Source organism: Pseudomonas oryzihabitans NBRC 102199 (assembly GCF_000730625.1).
Lineage (GTDB): Bacteria > Pseudomonadota > Gammaproteobacteria > Pseudomonadales > Pseudomonadaceae > Chryseomonas > Chryseomonas oryzihabitans.
On sequence record NZ_BBIT01000013.1, the window covers coordinates 381,439 to 396,355 of the forward strand.

Genomic DNA, 14,917 nt, shown 5'->3' on the forward strand with positions numbered 1-14,917 from the left:
TTCGATCAGGCCGGGCCTGAGGGAGTGGGAGTCGGCCACCCGCTAGGTGCCGATCGCCTTCCAGCATGAATATTCTGATCATCGGACCCAGTTGGGTCGGCGACATGGTGATGGCGCAGACCCTCTTCGTCTGCCTCAAGCGCCAGCACCCCGACTGTCAGATCGACGTACTCGCCCCCGAGTGGAGTCGCCCGCTGCTCGAGCGCATGCCCGAGGTGCGCGAAGCCCTGAGCTTTCCCCTCGGCCATGGCGCCTTCGAGTTGGCCACCCGCCGGCGCATCGGCCAGCAGCTGCGCGGTCGCTATGACCAGGCGATCCTCCTGCCCAACTCGCTGAAGTCGGCGCTGGTACCCTATTTCGCCGGCATCCCGAAGCGCACCGGTTGGCGCGGCGAGATGAGATTCGGCCTGCTCAACGACATCCGCACCCTGGACAAGGCCCGCTATCCGCTGATGATCGAGCGCTTCATGGCGCTGGCCCATGCGCCCGGTGCCGAGTTGCCCAAACCCTATCCCGAACCGCGCCTGGCCATCGACCCGGCCAGCCGCGACGCCGCCCTGGAACGCTTCGGCCTGAGTCTGGACCGGCCGGTGCTGGCGCTCTGTCCGGGCGCCGAGTTCGGCGAGGCCAAGCGCTGGCCGGCCGAGCACTATGCCGCCGTGGCCGATGCCCGGCTGCGCCAGGGCTGGCAGGTCTGGCTGTTCGGCTCGCAGAAGGATGCCCCGGGCGGTGAAGAGATCCGCGAATGGGTCACTCCCGGCTTCGAAGAAGATGTCTGCAACCTCGCCGGGCGCACCTCCCTGGCCGAGGCCATCGACCTGCTCTCCTGTGCGAGCGCCGTGGTCAGCAACGATTCCGGGCTGATGCACGTGGCCGCGGCCCTGGATCGCCCGCTGGTGGCGGTCTATGGCTCCACCTCGCCGGGCTTCACGCCGCCGCTGGCCAGTCAGGTCGAGGTGGTGCGCCTGGGGCTGGAGTGCAGTCCCTGCTTCGACCGCACCTGTCGCTTCGGTCACTACGACTGCCTGCGCCTCTTGCAGCCGAGCCTGGTGCAGGACGCCCTCGGCCGTCTGGTCGCCGATCCGGTCGAGGTGGGCTAGATGCGCGTGCTGCTGGTCAAGACCTCGTCGCTCGGCGATGTCATCCATACCCTGCCGGCGCTGACCGATGCGGCCCGGGCCATCCCCGGCATCTGCTTTGACTGGGTGGTGGAAGAAGGCTTCGCCGAGATTCCCGCCTGGCACCCGGCGGTGAGCCAGGTGATCCCGGTGGCCCTGCGGCGCTGGCGCAAGCAGCCCTTTTCCGCCTGGGCCAGTGGCGAATGGGGCGAATTCAAGAGCCGGGTGCGCGAGCAGCGCTATGACCGGGTGATCGATGCCCAGGGTCTGCTCAAGAGCGCCTGGCTGACCCGCTATGCCGAGGCGCCGGTGGCCGGTCTCGACCGAAATTCCGCGCGCGAGCCCCTGGCCAGCCGCTTCTATGACGAACGCTATCACGTGGCCAGGGGGCAGCATGCCCTGGAGCGGATCCGCCAGCTGTTCGCCCAGGCGCTGGACTATCCGCTGCCGGCCGGCGTGGGTGACTACGGCCTGGATCGGCAACGCCTGGCCGGGCCCAACGAGACGCCCTATGTGGTGTTCCTGCATGGCACCACCTGGGTCAGCAAGCACTGGCCCGAGGCCCACTGGCGCGAACTGGCCGAACGCATGAGCCGGCTGGACTGGCCGGTGCGGCTGCTGTGGGGCAACGAGGCGGAGCACGCCCGGGCCGAACGCATCGCCGACGGCCTGGATGGCGTCCAGGTGCTGCCGCGCCTGAATCTCGCCGGGGTAGCCAAGGTGCTGGCCGGCGCCCGAGCCTGCGTGGCGGTGGATACCGGTCTCGGCCACCTGGCGGCCGCTCTGGACGTGCCCACCGTTTCGCTCTATGGCCCGACCAGTCCGAAGAAGGTCGGCGCCTATGGCCGCTCCCAGGTGCACCTGAGCGCCGTGGGCCTGGATGGCACCGACGAGCCGCGCGATCAGCCGGCCGCGAGTCTGGCCGCCCTGACCCCGGAGCGGGTCGAACTGGAACTGGAAACCCTGCTGTTGGAAGACCTCCCCGCATGACCCTGGCTTTCGTGCTCTACAAGTACTTTCCCTTTGGCGGCCTGCAGCGGGACTTCCTGCGCATCGCCCAGGAGTGCCAGCGCCGCGGCCATGCCATTCGCGTCTACACCCTGATCTGGGAAGGCCCGGTACCGGAGGGCTTCGATGTGCGGGTGGCCCGGGTCAGCGCCCTGTTCAATCACCGACGCAACGAGAAATTCCACGCCTGGCTGCAGGCCGACCTCGCCCGCGATCCGGTCGACCGGGTGATCGGCTTCAACAAGATGCCGGGGCTGGACGTCTATTACGCCGCCGATCCCTGTTTCGAGGACAAGGCCCAGACCCTGCGCAACCCGCTCTATCGCCAGTGGGGTCGCTATCGCCACTTCGCCGAATACGAGCGGGCGGTGTTCGCGTCCGAGTCCTCCACCGAGATCCTGATGATCTCCGAGGTGCAGCAGCCGCTGTTCGTCAAGCACTACGGCACGCCGGCGCCGCGCTTCCATCTCTTGCCGCCGGGCATCGCCGCCGACCGTCGCGCGCCGGCCAATGCCGCCGAGATCCGCGCCGACTTCCGCCGCGAATTCGGGCTGGAGGAGGGCGAGCTGCTGCTGGTGCAGATCGGTTCCGGCTTCAAGACCAAAGGTCTGGATCGCAGTCTGCGCGCCCTGGCCTCCCTGCCCAGGGAGTTGCGCAAGCGCACCCGGCTGTTCGCCATCGGCCAGGACGATCCCAAGCCCTTCCTGCTGCAGGCCAAGGCCCTGGGCGTGAGCGATCGCGTCCAGATCCTCAAGGGGCGTAGCGACATCCCGCGCTTCCTGCTCGGCGCCGATCTGCTGATCCATCCGGCCTATAACGAGAACACCGGTACCGTGCTCCTGGAGGCGCTGGTCGCCGGGCTGCCGGTGCTGGTCACCGACGTCTGCGGCTATGCCCACTACATCGACGAGGCCCGCGCCGGCGAGGTGGTGCCGTCGCCCTTCGCCCAGGAGATCCTGGACCGGATGCTGGCCGAATTGCTGGCCGATCCCGAGCGCCGCGCGGTGCAGGGTCGCAACGGCCTGGCCTTCGCCGACAGCGCCGACCTCTATTCACTGCCCGAGCGCGCCGCCGATGTCATCCTGGGGGTGGCATGACCCTGGAATTGCGTGAGCCCTTCGCCAGCTTCTGGGCCGGCCAGGATCCCTTCGTCGCCGTGGAGGCCCTGCAGGGCCAGGTCTATCGCGAACTGGACGGCCGCCGCACCCTGCGCACCGAGGTGGCCGGGCGCGGCTACTTCGTCAAGATCCACCGCGGCATCGGCTGGGGCGAGATCGCCAAGAATCTGCTGCAGGCCAAGCAGCCGGTGCTGGGCGCGCGCCAGGAATGGCAGGCCATCGAGCGGCTGCACCAGGTCGGCGTGCCGACCATGACCGCCGTGGCCTTTGGCGAGCGCGGCGTCAATCCGGCGACCCAGCACTCCTTCATCATCACCGAGGAGCTGGCGCCCACTGTCAGTCTCGAAGACTTCAGTCTCGACTGGGTCCGCCAGCCCCCCGAGCCGGCGCTCAAGCGGGCGCTGATCGCCGAGGTGGCGCGCATGACCGGCACCATGCACCGGGCCGGCGTCAATCATCGCGACTGCTACATCTGCCATTTCCTGCTCGACACCGCCCAGCCGGTCACCGTGGCCACTCTGCGACTCTGGCTGATCGACCTGCACCGCGCCCAGTGCCGCGCCCAGGTGCCCCGGCGCTGGCGCGACAAGGACCTGGCCGGACTGTATTTCTCCGCCCTGGGCATCGGCCTGACGCGGCGCGACTTCCTGCGCTTCCTGCGCGGCTACTTCCAGCGCCCGCTGCGCGAGATCCTGCGCGACGAGGCGCCTTTGCTGGCGCGGCTGGAACGCAAGGCCGCCGCCTTGCTGGAGCGCAAGGAACGCTACGGGGACCGGCTCTGATGGCTGACTGGCGTATCGATTCCAGCGTCGCCCACCTGCCCGAATTCGCGACCCTGGACGCGGTGTTCGCCCTGACCGGCGAACGCCTGACCAGCGATCCGCTGTCGGAAGTGGTGCGCATCGAGCGCGACGGCATCCGCTACTACGTCAAGCGCTACCACGGCGCCGGCAAGGGACTGCGGCGCTATGTCGGGCGGCCGCGGGTCAAGGCCGAGTGGCAGAATCTCAAGCGCTTCGCCAAGTGGGGCATCGCCACCGCGCCGGTGGTGGCCTGGGGGATGGAGCGTTCGCCCCGGGGGTTCATCCGCGGCGCCATGATCACCCGGGAGATTCCCGACACCCTGGATCTCGCCGAACTGGCCCGGCGCGAGGATCCACGCCTGCGCGACCGGGTCTGGGTCGACAACGTCAGCCGCCAGCTGGCCGCGGCCACCCGCACCCTGCACGACCACCATTTCGTCCATAACGATCTCAAGTGGCGCAACCTGCTGGTGGATGGCCAGGGCGTGCTCTATTTCATCGATTGCCCGGCCGGCGCCTTCTGGGTCGGCCACTGGCTGCGCTGGCGCATCGTCAAGGACCTGGCCTGCCTGGACAAGGTGGCCAAGTACCAGCTGTCGCGCACCCAGCGCCTCAGGTTCTATCTGCAATACCGCGGTCGCGCGCGCCTCAGCGACAACGACAAGGGGCGCATCCGCGAGGTGCTGGACTATTTCAAGGGGCGGGAATGAACGAGGTATGGGCGGCCGAGGATCGGGCCGTGCTGGCCGGCCAGGGCCTGGACAGCTTCGCGGCGCTGTGGGCGCTGGAGCTGACCGCGGTGGATGAACCCAACCAGGGGCGTGGCGGCTTCAGCCAGGTGTTTCGCCTGGACATCGCTGGTCATGGCTACTACCTCAAGCGCCAGCGCGACTACCTGACCCGGACCCTGGCCCGCCCGTTGGGCGAGCCGACCTTCGCCCGCGAGAGTCGCAACATCCGCCGCTACGCCGAGCTCGGCATCCCGGCGCTGGAGCTGGCCTATTACGGCGAGCGCCGCGACGACCAGGGCTGGCGAGCCATCCTGCTGACCCGGGCGCTGGATGACTGGCGCGATCTGGACAGCTGGCTGCGGGTCTGGCCGCACCTGGCGCCGGACGAGCGCCAGGCGGTGCTGGTCGCCGTCGGTGAACTGGCCCGGCAGCTGCACGGCGCCGGCCAGGTGCACGGCTGCTTCTATCCCAAGCATCTGTTCCTGCAGCGCCAGGGCGAAGGCCTGGTCGCGCGGCTGATCGATCTGGAAAAGACCCGGCCGCTGCTGTTCGGCCGGCGCGATCGCCTGCGCGATCTCGAACCCCTGCTGCGCCGCGCGCCGCAATGGAGTGAATCGGACATCGCCCGCCTGCTGGCGAGCTATCTGGACCAGCCGCTGGACAGCGCCGCCGTGCGGGACTGGAGCCAGCGTCTGGCCGGGCGTCGCCGCCACAAGGAGCGCAAGGCATGACCCTGGAGCAATTGGCCAGGGCCGGCCGCGCGCCAGCCCTGCCGCTGCGTATCGAACTGCCCGGTGGCGAGCTGGAAGTGCTGTCGCTGCTCAGGGTGCTGCCCGGTCAGCGCTATGTCGGCGAAGCCCGCTGGCAGGGCCGGCGGGTGCTGGCCAAGCTGCTGGTCGGCGAGCGCGCGAGCCGGCAATTCGCCCGCGAGCGCGAGGGCTGTCGCCTGCTGGCGGCCGCCGCGGCGCCGACTCCCGCGCTGCTGGACAGCGGCGAGGCAGGCGGGCAGGGCGCCTGGCTGCTGTTCGACTTCATCGAGGCGGCGCCCAGCGTCGAGCAGCTCTGGCAGCAGGTGGCCGCCGAGCCACCCCTGTCGCTGGCGCAGAACGACTTGCTTGGCGCCGCCCTCGCCACCCTGGCGCGGCTGCATGCCCAGGGCCTCTGGCAAGCCGATCTGCACCTGGACAACCTGCTGGTCAAGGACGGCGCCGCTCTGGTCATAGATGCGGCGGACATCCAGGCCGAGAGCGTCGGCCAACCGCTGTCCCAGGCGCGGGTGCAGGAGAATCTGGCGGTGTTCTTCGCCCAGTTGCCGGCCGCCCTGGATGCCCAGCTGGAAGAACTGCTGATTCACTACCTGCTGGTCAATGCCGAGCACGCCCTGCGCCTCGACGCCCTGCTGGCGCGCACCGCCGAGATCCGCCGCTGGCGCCTGGCCGACTACCTGAAGAAGAGCGGTCGGGAGTGCACCCTGTTCGCCGTCACCCGCAGTGCCTTCGGCCTGATCGCCGTGCGCCGTACCTGGCTGAGTCGCCTGGAAGGCCTGCTGGCCGATCCCGATGCCGCCCTGGCCGGCCTGCCGACCTTCAAGGACGGCGGCGCCGCCACCGTGGCCCGGCTGCAGTGGCAGGGCCAGGACCTGGTGCTCAAGAGATACAACATCAAGGGCTTCGGCCACTGGCTGACGCGCTTCTGGCGACCGAGCCGGGCCTGGCACAGCTGGCGCGAAGGCCATCGCCTGCTGTTCCTCGGCATTCCCACCCCCGAGCCCCTGGCCGTGCGCGAGCGGCGCTTCCTCGGCCTGCGCGGTCGCGCCTATCTGGTCACGCCCTTCGTCGACGGACCCAATCTGCTGGAGCGTTTCGCCCCCTATGTGGATTCCGCACCGCCGGCGGCCGAGCTGGACGCCCTGCTGGCGCTGGTCGAGGCCCTGCGTCGCGAGCGCCTCGGCCATGGCGACTTCAAGGGCACCAACCTGATCTGGCACGACGGCCGCTGGCTGGTGATCGACCTCGACGCCCTGCAGGCCCACGGCAGCGACAGCGCCTATGCCAGTGCCTATGCCCGCGACCGTGCCCGCTTGCTGCGCAACTGGCCGGCCGACAGCGCCCTGCACCGGTTGCTCGACGAGCGCCTGCCGCCGGCTTGAGCGAAGCGCCGCCATCTGTACCGGGGCTGAATCGCCGTGCGCTAAGCCCCGCTCCGGCGTGCGGCCATTACCCGTGGCCTGCCTGAACGGCTATAATTCGCCGTTTTTGAGGCGAGGCGGGCCTGCAGCGGCCTCGCGAAACCCCGGCGAACTCCCCTGGCTTCGCCCTGTACAGAGGCTTTACCTGTGTCCCTGACCGTCCTTGGCCTGTCCGGCGCCCTCAGCCACGATCCCTCCGCCGCGCTCTATATCGACGGCAAGCTGATCGCCGCGGTGGAAGAAGAACGCTTCGTACGCGACAAGCATGCCAAGAATCGCATGCCCTACGAGTCGGCCAAGTTCTGCCTGGAACAGGCCGGGATCACCCCCGCCGACGTCGACGTGGTGGCCATTCCCTATGCGCCCATCAGCCTCTTCGGCGAAGCCCGCTGGCACTACGCCAAACGCTATGCCTACGCCCCGGATCGCGCCCTGGACGCCATCCTGTTCGGCAATCGCCGCTATCACCGCTACCAGAAGCGCATCGAGTGGTGCCTGGTGCAGCTCGGCTTCGACCTCAAGAAAGTCAAGCTGGAAGCCGTCGAGCACCACCTGGCCCACGCCTCCAGTGCCTATCACTGCTCGGGTTTCAGGGAAAAGACCGCGATCCTCGGCATCGACGGCAAGGGCGAGTACGCCACCACCTTCTTCGGCTACGGCGAGAACGGCAAGATCCACAAGATCAAGGAGTTCTACGACCCGGACTCCCTGGGTGGCCTCTATGGCGCCCTCACCGAATTCCTCGGCTTCGAGATGCTCGACGGCGAATTCAAGGTCATGGGCATGGCGCCCTATGGCGATGCCAGCAAGTACGATTTCTCGCGCCTGGCGAAATTCGAGAACGGCGAGCTGATCATCAACACCGACTACGCCAACGTCATCGGTTTCCGCCGCTACAAGGAAAAGGGCAAGGGCTACTACTTCTCGCCCAAGCTGATCGAGTGGCTTGGGCCCAAGCGCGAAGGCGATATCGCCGACGATCCCTACATCCACTATGCCGCCAGCATGCAGGCGCTGTTCGAGAAGCTGGCGCTGGAGATGATGGACTACTACCTGGGCGACATCATCCGCCAGACCGGCAAGATTGCCTTTGCCGGCGGCTGCGCGCTCAACGTCAAGCTCAACCAGAAGATCATCGCCCGTCCCGAGGTCAAGGAACTGTTCGTCCAGCCGGCTTCGGGCGATGCCGGCACCGCCGTCGGCGCCGCCGCCTACGTCTCCCATGCCCGCGGCGTGCCGGTGGAGAAGATGGAGCACGTCTATCTCGGCCCCGGCTACAGCAACGAAGACGTCATCGCCGCCTGCGCCCGCCATCCCAACGCACCCAAGTGGGAGCGGATCGACGACATGCCCCGGCGCATCGCCGAGATCATGGTGGCCGGCAATCCGGTGGCCTGGTTCCAGGGGCGCCTGGAATTCGGTCCGCGCGCCCTGGGCGGTCGCTCCATCATCGGCTGCCCCAGCGTGCCGGGCGTGGCCGATCGCATCAATGCCCAGATCAAGTTCCGCGAGCGCTGGCGGCCATTCTGCCCGTCCATGCTCGACACCGTGGCACCGCATATGCTCAAGGTCGACCATCCCTCGCCCTTCATGACCTTTACCTTCGAGGTCAACGAAGAGTGGAAGAGCCGGGTACCCGAGGTGGTCCACGAAGACGGCACCTCCCGCGCCCAGGTGCTGGAGCGCCGGCACAATCCGCGCTGGTACGACCTCATGGTCGAGCTGGAAAAGCTCACCGGCAACGGCGTGTCCCTCAACACCTCGCTCAACCGCCGCGGTGAACCCATGGTCTGCTCGCCCACCGACGCCCTGAACATGTTTTTCGGCTCGGATCTGCAGTATCTGATCATGGAAGACATCCTGGTGGTCAAGGAGGGGGCTGGCGTATGACGCGTTCCGCCGAACCGCGGGTGCTGCAGTTCTGTCACGGCTACGACGGTCCCTTCCTCGACTGCGCCCGCCAGACCGCCAGCCTCTTCGCGGGCAGCGGCTATCGCGTCACCACGGTCTTTCTCACCGGCACCGCCGACGCCGAGGTGGCGGCCGGCTGCGGCAGCGACGAGGTGCTGTTCCTGGAGTACTCTTCCCGGGACGTGCGCGGACTCAAGCTCGGCGCCATCCAGGCGCTGCGTGAGATCGTCCGTTCGCGGGGCATCCGCTTCGTCATCGCCCATCGCTTCAAGCCGATCTGGATCGCCTGCCTCGCCACCAATCTGCCGGTGATCGGCGTGCACCATGCCTTTCGCGACTACGACCGGCTCGGCCGGCGGCTGTTCGCCAAGCTGATGAGCAAGCGGCTGACCCTGCTGGGCGTCTCCGACGCGGTGCGCGACGAATTGCGCCTGCGCCTCAAGGACTGGCCCGCCGAGCGCATCGAGACCCTCTACAACCGCCTGGACGTCGAGGCGGTGGAGCGCGAACTCCTGCCGGCCGACCAGGCCCGCGCCGAGCTCAAGCTGCCCCATGACGCCTGGATCGTCGGCAACGTCGGTCGCCTGCATCCGGACAAGGATCAGGCCACGCTGCTGCGCGGCTTCGCCGCCGCCCTGCCGAATCTGCCGGCCAACGCCCTGCTGGCGATTCTCGGCAAGGGTCGCCTGGAAGAAGACCTCAAGGATCTGGCCCGCGAACTGGCCATCGCCGACCGGGTGCTGTTCCTTGGCCAGGTGGAAGGCGCCCGGCGCTATTTCAAGGCCTTCGACGTCTTCGCCCTGAGTTCCGACCACGAGCCCTTCGGCATGGTCCTGCTGGAAGCCATGGCCGCCGGCGTGCCCCTGATCGCCACCTCCTGCGGCGGCGCCCGGGAGATCGTCGAAGGCGTGGGCTTTCTCTTTCCCCTGGGCGACGCCGAGGCCCTGGGCCAGGGTCTGCAGCATCTGGGCCGCCTGGCGCCGAGCCAGAGACGCGCCTGCGTGCAGCACATGCGCGAGCGCCTGGCCGAACGCTTCTCCGACGAGGCCGTGCGCCGCGACTTCTGGCGGCTGCCGATGGTCGCCGCCTTCAAGGCCCCGGCGCCGTGAAAGTCCTGTTCCTGGTCCAGAAGGAGCAACGCATCCTGCTGGACCACTTCTATGCCAGCATCGCCGCCCATTGCGACTGCGACCTGCGCTGGCTGAGCGACGAGGAACAGGCCGATCTGCGCGGCTATTTCCGCCGCGCCGTGCCCCAGCCCGAGCAATACGACCGCATCCTGCTGTTTCTGAGGTTCAAGAAGCAGCTCAAGCAGATCCCCTTCATCCGCAGCCTGCCCAATCTGGTGGAGCTGGAACACGACGCCTACCAGAATTTCATCCCCTGCAAGTACACCGGCAAATTCAGCCGCTACTACCGGGCCATGCCCCACGTCCGGGTGCTGGTCTCCGGCGCCGGGGTGGCGCGGCGGCTGCAGGAGGAGGGGATCGACGCCCACTTCGTGCCCAAGGGCTACGACGACAGTCGCCTGCGCGACCTGGGTGTCGAGCGCGACATCGAGCTGGGCTTCGTCGGCAGCCTGGGCAGCGTGGCCTACAGCGGCCGCAAGCAGCTGCTGGAAGATCTGGCCAGGGTCGAGCCGCTGCTGATCACCAAGACCCGCTCGGGCGACGAATACCTGCAGACGCTCAACCGCATCCGCTTCTTTGTCGGCGCCGATGTCGGCATGGGCGAATACATGATCAAGAACTTCGAGGCCATGGCCTGCGGCTGCGTGCTCTTCACCTATGACCAGGGCGAAGAAGAGAACCGGGCGCTGGGCTTCGAGGATAGCGTCAACGTGGTGCTCTATCGCTCGCTGGAGGAATTGCGCGAGAAACTCGCCCGGCTGCGAAGCGATCCGGCGCACGCCGCGGCCATCGCCAGGGCGGGAGAGGCCCTGGCGCGTCACTCTTTCGCCTTCGGCCACTTGGGTGAGCGCATCGTTTCGGCTATAACCCCAGCGCTGCGACCGGCCGTCGCACCGGGGTTCCTCCGCCGCCTGCTGAGCTGGCTGGGACGCTGATGCGCCGCGCAAGGTCCGGCTTTCGACTCAACTGGCAGAAAGGGTAGAACGTGCAGTTTTCCGCCGACAGCGACATCTCTATGGTCGTCACCAGCTGCGGGCGCTTCGACCTGCTGCGGCAGACGCTGGCGACCTTCGACGAATTCAACACCGCGCCCATCCGCCGGGTCTTCATCACCGAGGACTCCGGCGACGAAGCGGTACGCGACTGCATCCCGGCGCACTGGCGCGAGCACACCGAGTTCATCGTCAACAACCCCAAGCTCGGCCAGATGCGCAGCGTCGACGCCGCCTATGCCCGGGTCGAGACAAGCTGGATCTTTCACTGCGAAGACGACTGGGCCTTCTATCGCCCGGGCTTCATCGAGGATTCCCAGGCGCTGCTGGAGGCCGATCCCCAGGCGCTGCAGGTCTGGCTGCGCAGCCATGCCCATGACCTGGCGATCCACAGCCCCTACGTCTATCTCAAGCCGCGCCAGGTGCATGCCGGCATCGCCTTTCATGAGGTCGGCTCGCACAAGCCCGAATGGCAGGGCTTTTCCTTCAATCCCGGTCTGCGCCGGCGCGCCGACTACCTGCTGCACGCGCCCTATGGCGACCTGAGCGGCGAGAAGGAGCTGTCCCGGCGCTATGCCGACGCCCAGCGCCACGCGCTGATCCTGGAAAACGATGCCGTGCTGCACACCGGCTTCGGCCAGCACGTGGTCAGCGACAAGGACCGCAACGACAAGCGGAAGCGCCGGCGGATGGAACGCATCAAACTGGCACTGGCCTTCCTGGTCGGTGCACTCCTGGGAGCCCTGTTGTGGTGACACCCTTGCTTGATCGCCTGCAGCAGAGTCGCTATTTCACCCTGGCGGTGCTGGTGTTCATGGCCGCCTACCTGTGCATCCCCACGGCGAAGTGGATCAACAGCTACTACTATGCGGCGATCGCCCTGCCGGCACTGATCCTCTTCGTGCTGCGCCCGCGGCTGATCGACTGGCGCTCGCCGCTGCTGCTGCTCTGGCTGGTGTTTCTCGCCTGGTTCATCGTGCCGGGGGTGCGGGCCGAGGAGGGGCAGTTCTTCAAGCACATCCTCTATGTGCTGCTGTTCGTGCTGACCGTGGCCTGCCTGGTGGACGGCGACTTCTTTCGTCGCCCCGGCTTCGTGCGCCTGGCCTTCTGGGTGGTCTGCGCCTATGCCGTGGGCTCCAGCCTGGTGTTCTGGCTCACCGGCCACTATGCCGTCGGCCAGCGGGTCATCCACCTGCCGGGACGCATCTCCAATCCCATCTATGTGAGCATCTGGATGGTCTGCCTGGGCGGCCTGGCGGCGCCCACCTGGATTCGCGAGCGGCGCTGGATCGAGTTGCTGGCGGCGGTGGTGGTCACCATCGTCGGTATCTCCTTCGCCCTGCAGACCCGCACCGGCCTGGTCGGCATCGGCTTCCTCGCCGCCCTCGGCGTGCTCTTCGCCTTTCCGCGCTTTCCGCTGCGCACCCTGGCGCTGGTGGTCCTGGTCAGTGCCCTGATCGCCGGGGTGATCCAGGTGGTGCATACCGAAGCCTGGTTCGTCGCCTTCTGGGGCCGGGCGGATTCCGGGCGCATCGAGCTGTTCCACTTCATGATCAAGGACTGGGAGTCCTGCGGCTGGTGGCTGGGCTGCGGTCTGGGCTATCAGAGTCACGACCTGCTGCACGGCACCGAGGCCATCCAGCACCCGCACAACATCTTCGTGTCCTTCGGCATCTACACCGGCCTGGTGTCGCTGCTGATCTTTGGCGTGCTGATGCTGGCCAGCCTGGGAGCGGCCCTGCGCCAGCGCGATCCCTGGGGACTCTATCTGGCCGTGGCCCTGCTGATGCTCAATTTCGATGGCGCCAAGCTGATCGGCAATCCGGACGAGTTGTGGCCGCTGGTGCTGTTGCCCGCGGCGATGATCGCCGGCGCCGAGGTGCAGCGCCGGCGCAAGCTGGCGCTGGGACAGGCGGTGCCGGTCTAGTGTGGTGTTTCAGAAGTTCGCGCAAGAATCGGCGAGTGATTTTTTTGGTATGGGCTAGGCGCCGCGACGAGTCATAGCAGAGCTATGGCGAGGAGCGGCAACGCCGCCAAGGCCAAAAAAGCGCCGCCGAAATTGTGCAGGTAATTTCTGAAACACCGCACTAGTCCTGGAGTTGCCGGTCGAGCTCGCGCCAGTCCAGGGGCTGGCGGCAGGCTTCGGCATAGGCCCTGAGGAAGGGTTCGCGACCGGGTTCGAACAGCCAGTCGCGATCCTCGGTATAGCGCAGCAGGTGGTGGAAGTTGCGCACCCGCAGGCGCAGCGGCAGACGCCGCGCATGGCAGCGCAGGTCGGCGATATCGATCAGCCCCAGTTCGCCTTCCGGCGTCAGCACCACGTTGCCCAGGTGCAGCGAACGGAAATAGACACCACTGTCGTGCAATTCGGCGATGAAGCGACCCAGCGCCGGCCGCAGGGTCGCGGCCTCGCTCGAGGTACGCAGTTGACGCAGGGTGGCGCCCGGCAGCGGACTGTAGTGCACCAGGTCGCGCTGCAGCGAGGCGGCGCGATAGACCTCCAGAACCTGCGGGCAGGGGATGCCGCGCTCGGCCAGTTGGCGGGCGTTGTCGGCAAAACGCTGGGCGTAGGGAAACAGCGCCGCCGAGGTCAACAGCCGCTTGCGGCGAAACAGCTTGAGATAGCTGCCATCGGTGAGGCGCAGGACCTTGTCGCCATGGTGGTCGGCTTCCACTACCTGGGCGGCGTCGCGCAGTTCGAGATAGCGCGAATGTTCGAGAGGCTTCATGCAGGACCCGTCAACGTCAGGGCGTGCATGTTACCCGAAGGTGGCAGGCTGTGAAGTGACCCTTACGACCTATCCGGCCGCTTGTTGCTAGAATCAGATTTTTGCCGGCAGCTTTACATGCGCCCAACACGCCAACTCCTGTATTTCGTCTACGGCGGTGCTCAGGCCTATCGGCAGGAGCTGAAATTCAGCCTGCTCAGCGCCCTGCACTGGCGCCAGGGCCAGGACATCGCCCTCCGTATCCTGACCGATCGGCCGCAGGACTATCGCGGCTGGCCGGTGGAAGTGCTGGCCATCGAGGGGGCGACGCTCAAGGCCTGGCAGGGGCAGCACGGCTATCTGCACCGCAGCAAGGCCTGCGCCATCGCCTGGGCGCTGCCCGCCGCCGACAAGACCCTGTTCCTCGACAGCGACACCGTGGTCCAGACGCCGCTGGCCGCGCTGTTCGACGGCATCGATGAGCAGCGCGGGCTGATGGACATCGAGGAGTGGCCGTGGCGCAAGGCCCGTACCCGTCCGGAATTCGCCCGTTTCGCCGCCGCCCTGGCCGCGCGTGGCCAGGAGCCGGCGGAAGAGACCCGGCTCTATAACAGCGGCGTCTGCGGTCTGGCACGCAGCCATCTGCCGCGGGTCGAGCGGGCCATCGCCCTGATCGACGACTGGCATGGCCACGACGAGGAGGTCCATACCCTGGAGCAGATCGCCCTGTCGTTCAGCCTGGCGGATCTGGCCATCAGCGCGGCGCGCGGTCCCGTGCGTCACTACTATGCGGAAAAGCGCTTTCTGCACTTCATGCTGGCGCACTTCTTCGAGCGCTATGGCGAAGACTATTCCCCGGAGCTGCAGCGGCACTGGCAGGAGGTGCCCCTGACCAAGCCGCTGCCCGATGTCTGGACCCGCCTGCGGGTGAAGTGGCAACTGGCCGGACTGGACAAGCAGCGCGCGAGTCTGGGGCGCAAGCTGCTCTATGGCTGCTTGGCGCCCCAGGACAGCTATGCCCGCGCCTGCCGCCACGTCTGGTGGGAGCGGGCGCTGAGCGAGCGCCTCGGCGGCGGCGATCGCCAGGCCTTCGCCGAAGGCATCTGGCCCAACGACCTGCCGCGTCCGCACCTGGCCGACGAAGCCAGCGCGGCCCTCGACTACCTGCGCAAGCGGGTGCGCGGCTAGGCCGCCATCCTCAGGAAAGCCC

14 protein-coding genes are annotated in these 14,917 nt (G+C 67.6%); 13 read left to right on the forward strand and 1 reads right to left on the reverse strand.

Going from position 1 to position 14,917, the window contains the following annotated elements:
- The first annotated feature begins 65 nt into the window (after positions 1-65).
- From waaF to POR01S_RS15540, 12 genes are all read left to right on the forward strand, one after another.
- The gene (waaF, locus tag POR01S_RS15485; protein ID WP_027598549.1) at positions 66-1,100 is read left to right on the forward strand and encodes a lipopolysaccharide heptosyltransferase II; all 1,035 of its coding nucleotides are present in this window, start codon (positions 66-68) and stop codon (positions 1,098-1,100) included.
- The gene (gene waaC / locus POR01S_RS15490) at positions 1,101-2,108 is read left to right on the forward strand and encodes a lipopolysaccharide heptosyltransferase I (RefSeq protein ID WP_042136856.1); all 1,008 of its coding nucleotides are present in this window, start codon (positions 1,101-1,103) and stop codon (positions 2,106-2,108) included.
- A complete protein-coding gene (locus tag POR01S_RS15495) occupies positions 2,105-3,223 on the forward strand; it encodes a glycosyltransferase family 4 protein (protein ID WP_042136858.1) in 1,119 nt (372 codons plus the stop codon). The genes waaC and POR01S_RS15495 overlap by 4 nt, the downstream gene beginning before the upstream one ends.
- The gene (rfaP, locus tag POR01S_RS15500; protein ID WP_042136859.1) at positions 3,220-4,026 is read left to right on the forward strand and encodes a lipopolysaccharide core heptose(I) kinase RfaP; all 807 of its coding nucleotides are present in this window, start codon (positions 3,220-3,222) and stop codon (positions 4,024-4,026) included. Before POR01S_RS15495 ends, rfaP begins: the two co-directional genes overlap by 4 nt.
- Positions 4,026-4,757, forward strand: a complete 732-nt coding sequence (locus tag POR01S_RS15505) for a lipopolysaccharide kinase InaA family protein (RefSeq protein WP_042136861.1) — start codon at positions 4,026-4,028, stop codon at positions 4,755-4,757. The genes rfaP and POR01S_RS15505 overlap by 1 nt, the downstream gene beginning before the upstream one ends.
- Positions 4,754-5,509 (forward strand): lipopolysaccharide kinase InaA family protein, encoded by a 756-nt coding sequence (locus tag POR01S_RS15510; protein ID WP_042136864.1) that lies wholly within the window; start codon positions 4,754-4,756, stop codon positions 5,507-5,509. The genes POR01S_RS15505 and POR01S_RS15510 overlap by 4 nt, the downstream gene beginning before the upstream one ends.
- Entirely contained in the window at positions 5,506-6,927 is a 1,422-nt protein-coding gene (locus tag POR01S_RS15515; protein WP_042136865.1) for a lipopolysaccharide kinase InaA family protein, read from the forward strand. Before POR01S_RS15510 ends, POR01S_RS15515 begins: the two co-directional genes overlap by 4 nt.
- A 186-nt stretch (positions 6,928-7,113) precedes the next feature.
- Positions 7,114-8,856: a carbamoyltransferase family protein gene (locus tag POR01S_RS15520; RefSeq protein WP_042136867.1), complete on the forward strand. Its 1,743-nt coding sequence runs from the start codon at positions 7,114-7,116 to the stop codon at positions 8,854-8,856.
- Entirely contained in the window at positions 8,853-9,986 is a 1,134-nt protein-coding gene (locus tag POR01S_RS15525) for a glycosyltransferase (protein ID WP_042136869.1), read from the forward strand. Before POR01S_RS15520 ends, POR01S_RS15525 begins: the two co-directional genes overlap by 4 nt.
- Positions 9,983-10,942: a glycosyltransferase family protein gene (locus tag POR01S_RS15530; protein ID WP_042136871.1), complete on the forward strand. Its 960-nt coding sequence runs from the start codon at positions 9,983-9,985 to the stop codon at positions 10,940-10,942. The genes POR01S_RS15525 and POR01S_RS15530 overlap by 4 nt, the downstream gene beginning before the upstream one ends.
- Before the next feature lie 80 nt (positions 10,943-11,022).
- A complete protein-coding gene (locus POR01S_RS15535; protein WP_169853368.1) occupies positions 11,023-11,754 on the forward strand; it encodes a glycosyltransferase family 2 protein in 732 nt (243 codons plus the stop codon).
- Positions 11,755-11,759: 5 nt separating this feature from the next.
- On the forward strand, positions 11,760-12,926 hold the full coding sequence (locus tag POR01S_RS15540; protein ID WP_042136873.1) for an O-antigen ligase family protein: 1,167 nt from the start codon (positions 11,760-11,762) through the stop codon (positions 12,924-12,926).
- 160 nt (positions 12,927-13,086) lie between these two features.
- On the opposite strand, the gene POR01S_RS15545 is transcribed toward POR01S_RS15540, so the two are convergent.
- Positions 13,087-13,728 carry a lipopolysaccharide kinase InaA family protein gene (locus POR01S_RS15545; RefSeq protein WP_027603044.1) on the reverse strand — a complete coding sequence of 214 codons (642 nt, stop codon included), beginning with the start codon at positions 13,726-13,728 and terminating at the stop codon, positions 13,087-13,089.
- 117 nt (positions 13,729-13,845) lie between these two features.
- On the opposite strand from POR01S_RS15545, the gene POR01S_RS15550 reads away from it, so the two are divergent.
- Complete coding sequence (locus POR01S_RS15550; protein WP_027598561.1) at positions 13,846-14,895, forward strand: hypothetical protein; 1,050 nt, start codon at positions 13,846-13,848, stop codon at positions 14,893-14,895.
- Positions 14,896-14,917 lie beyond the last annotated feature (22 nt).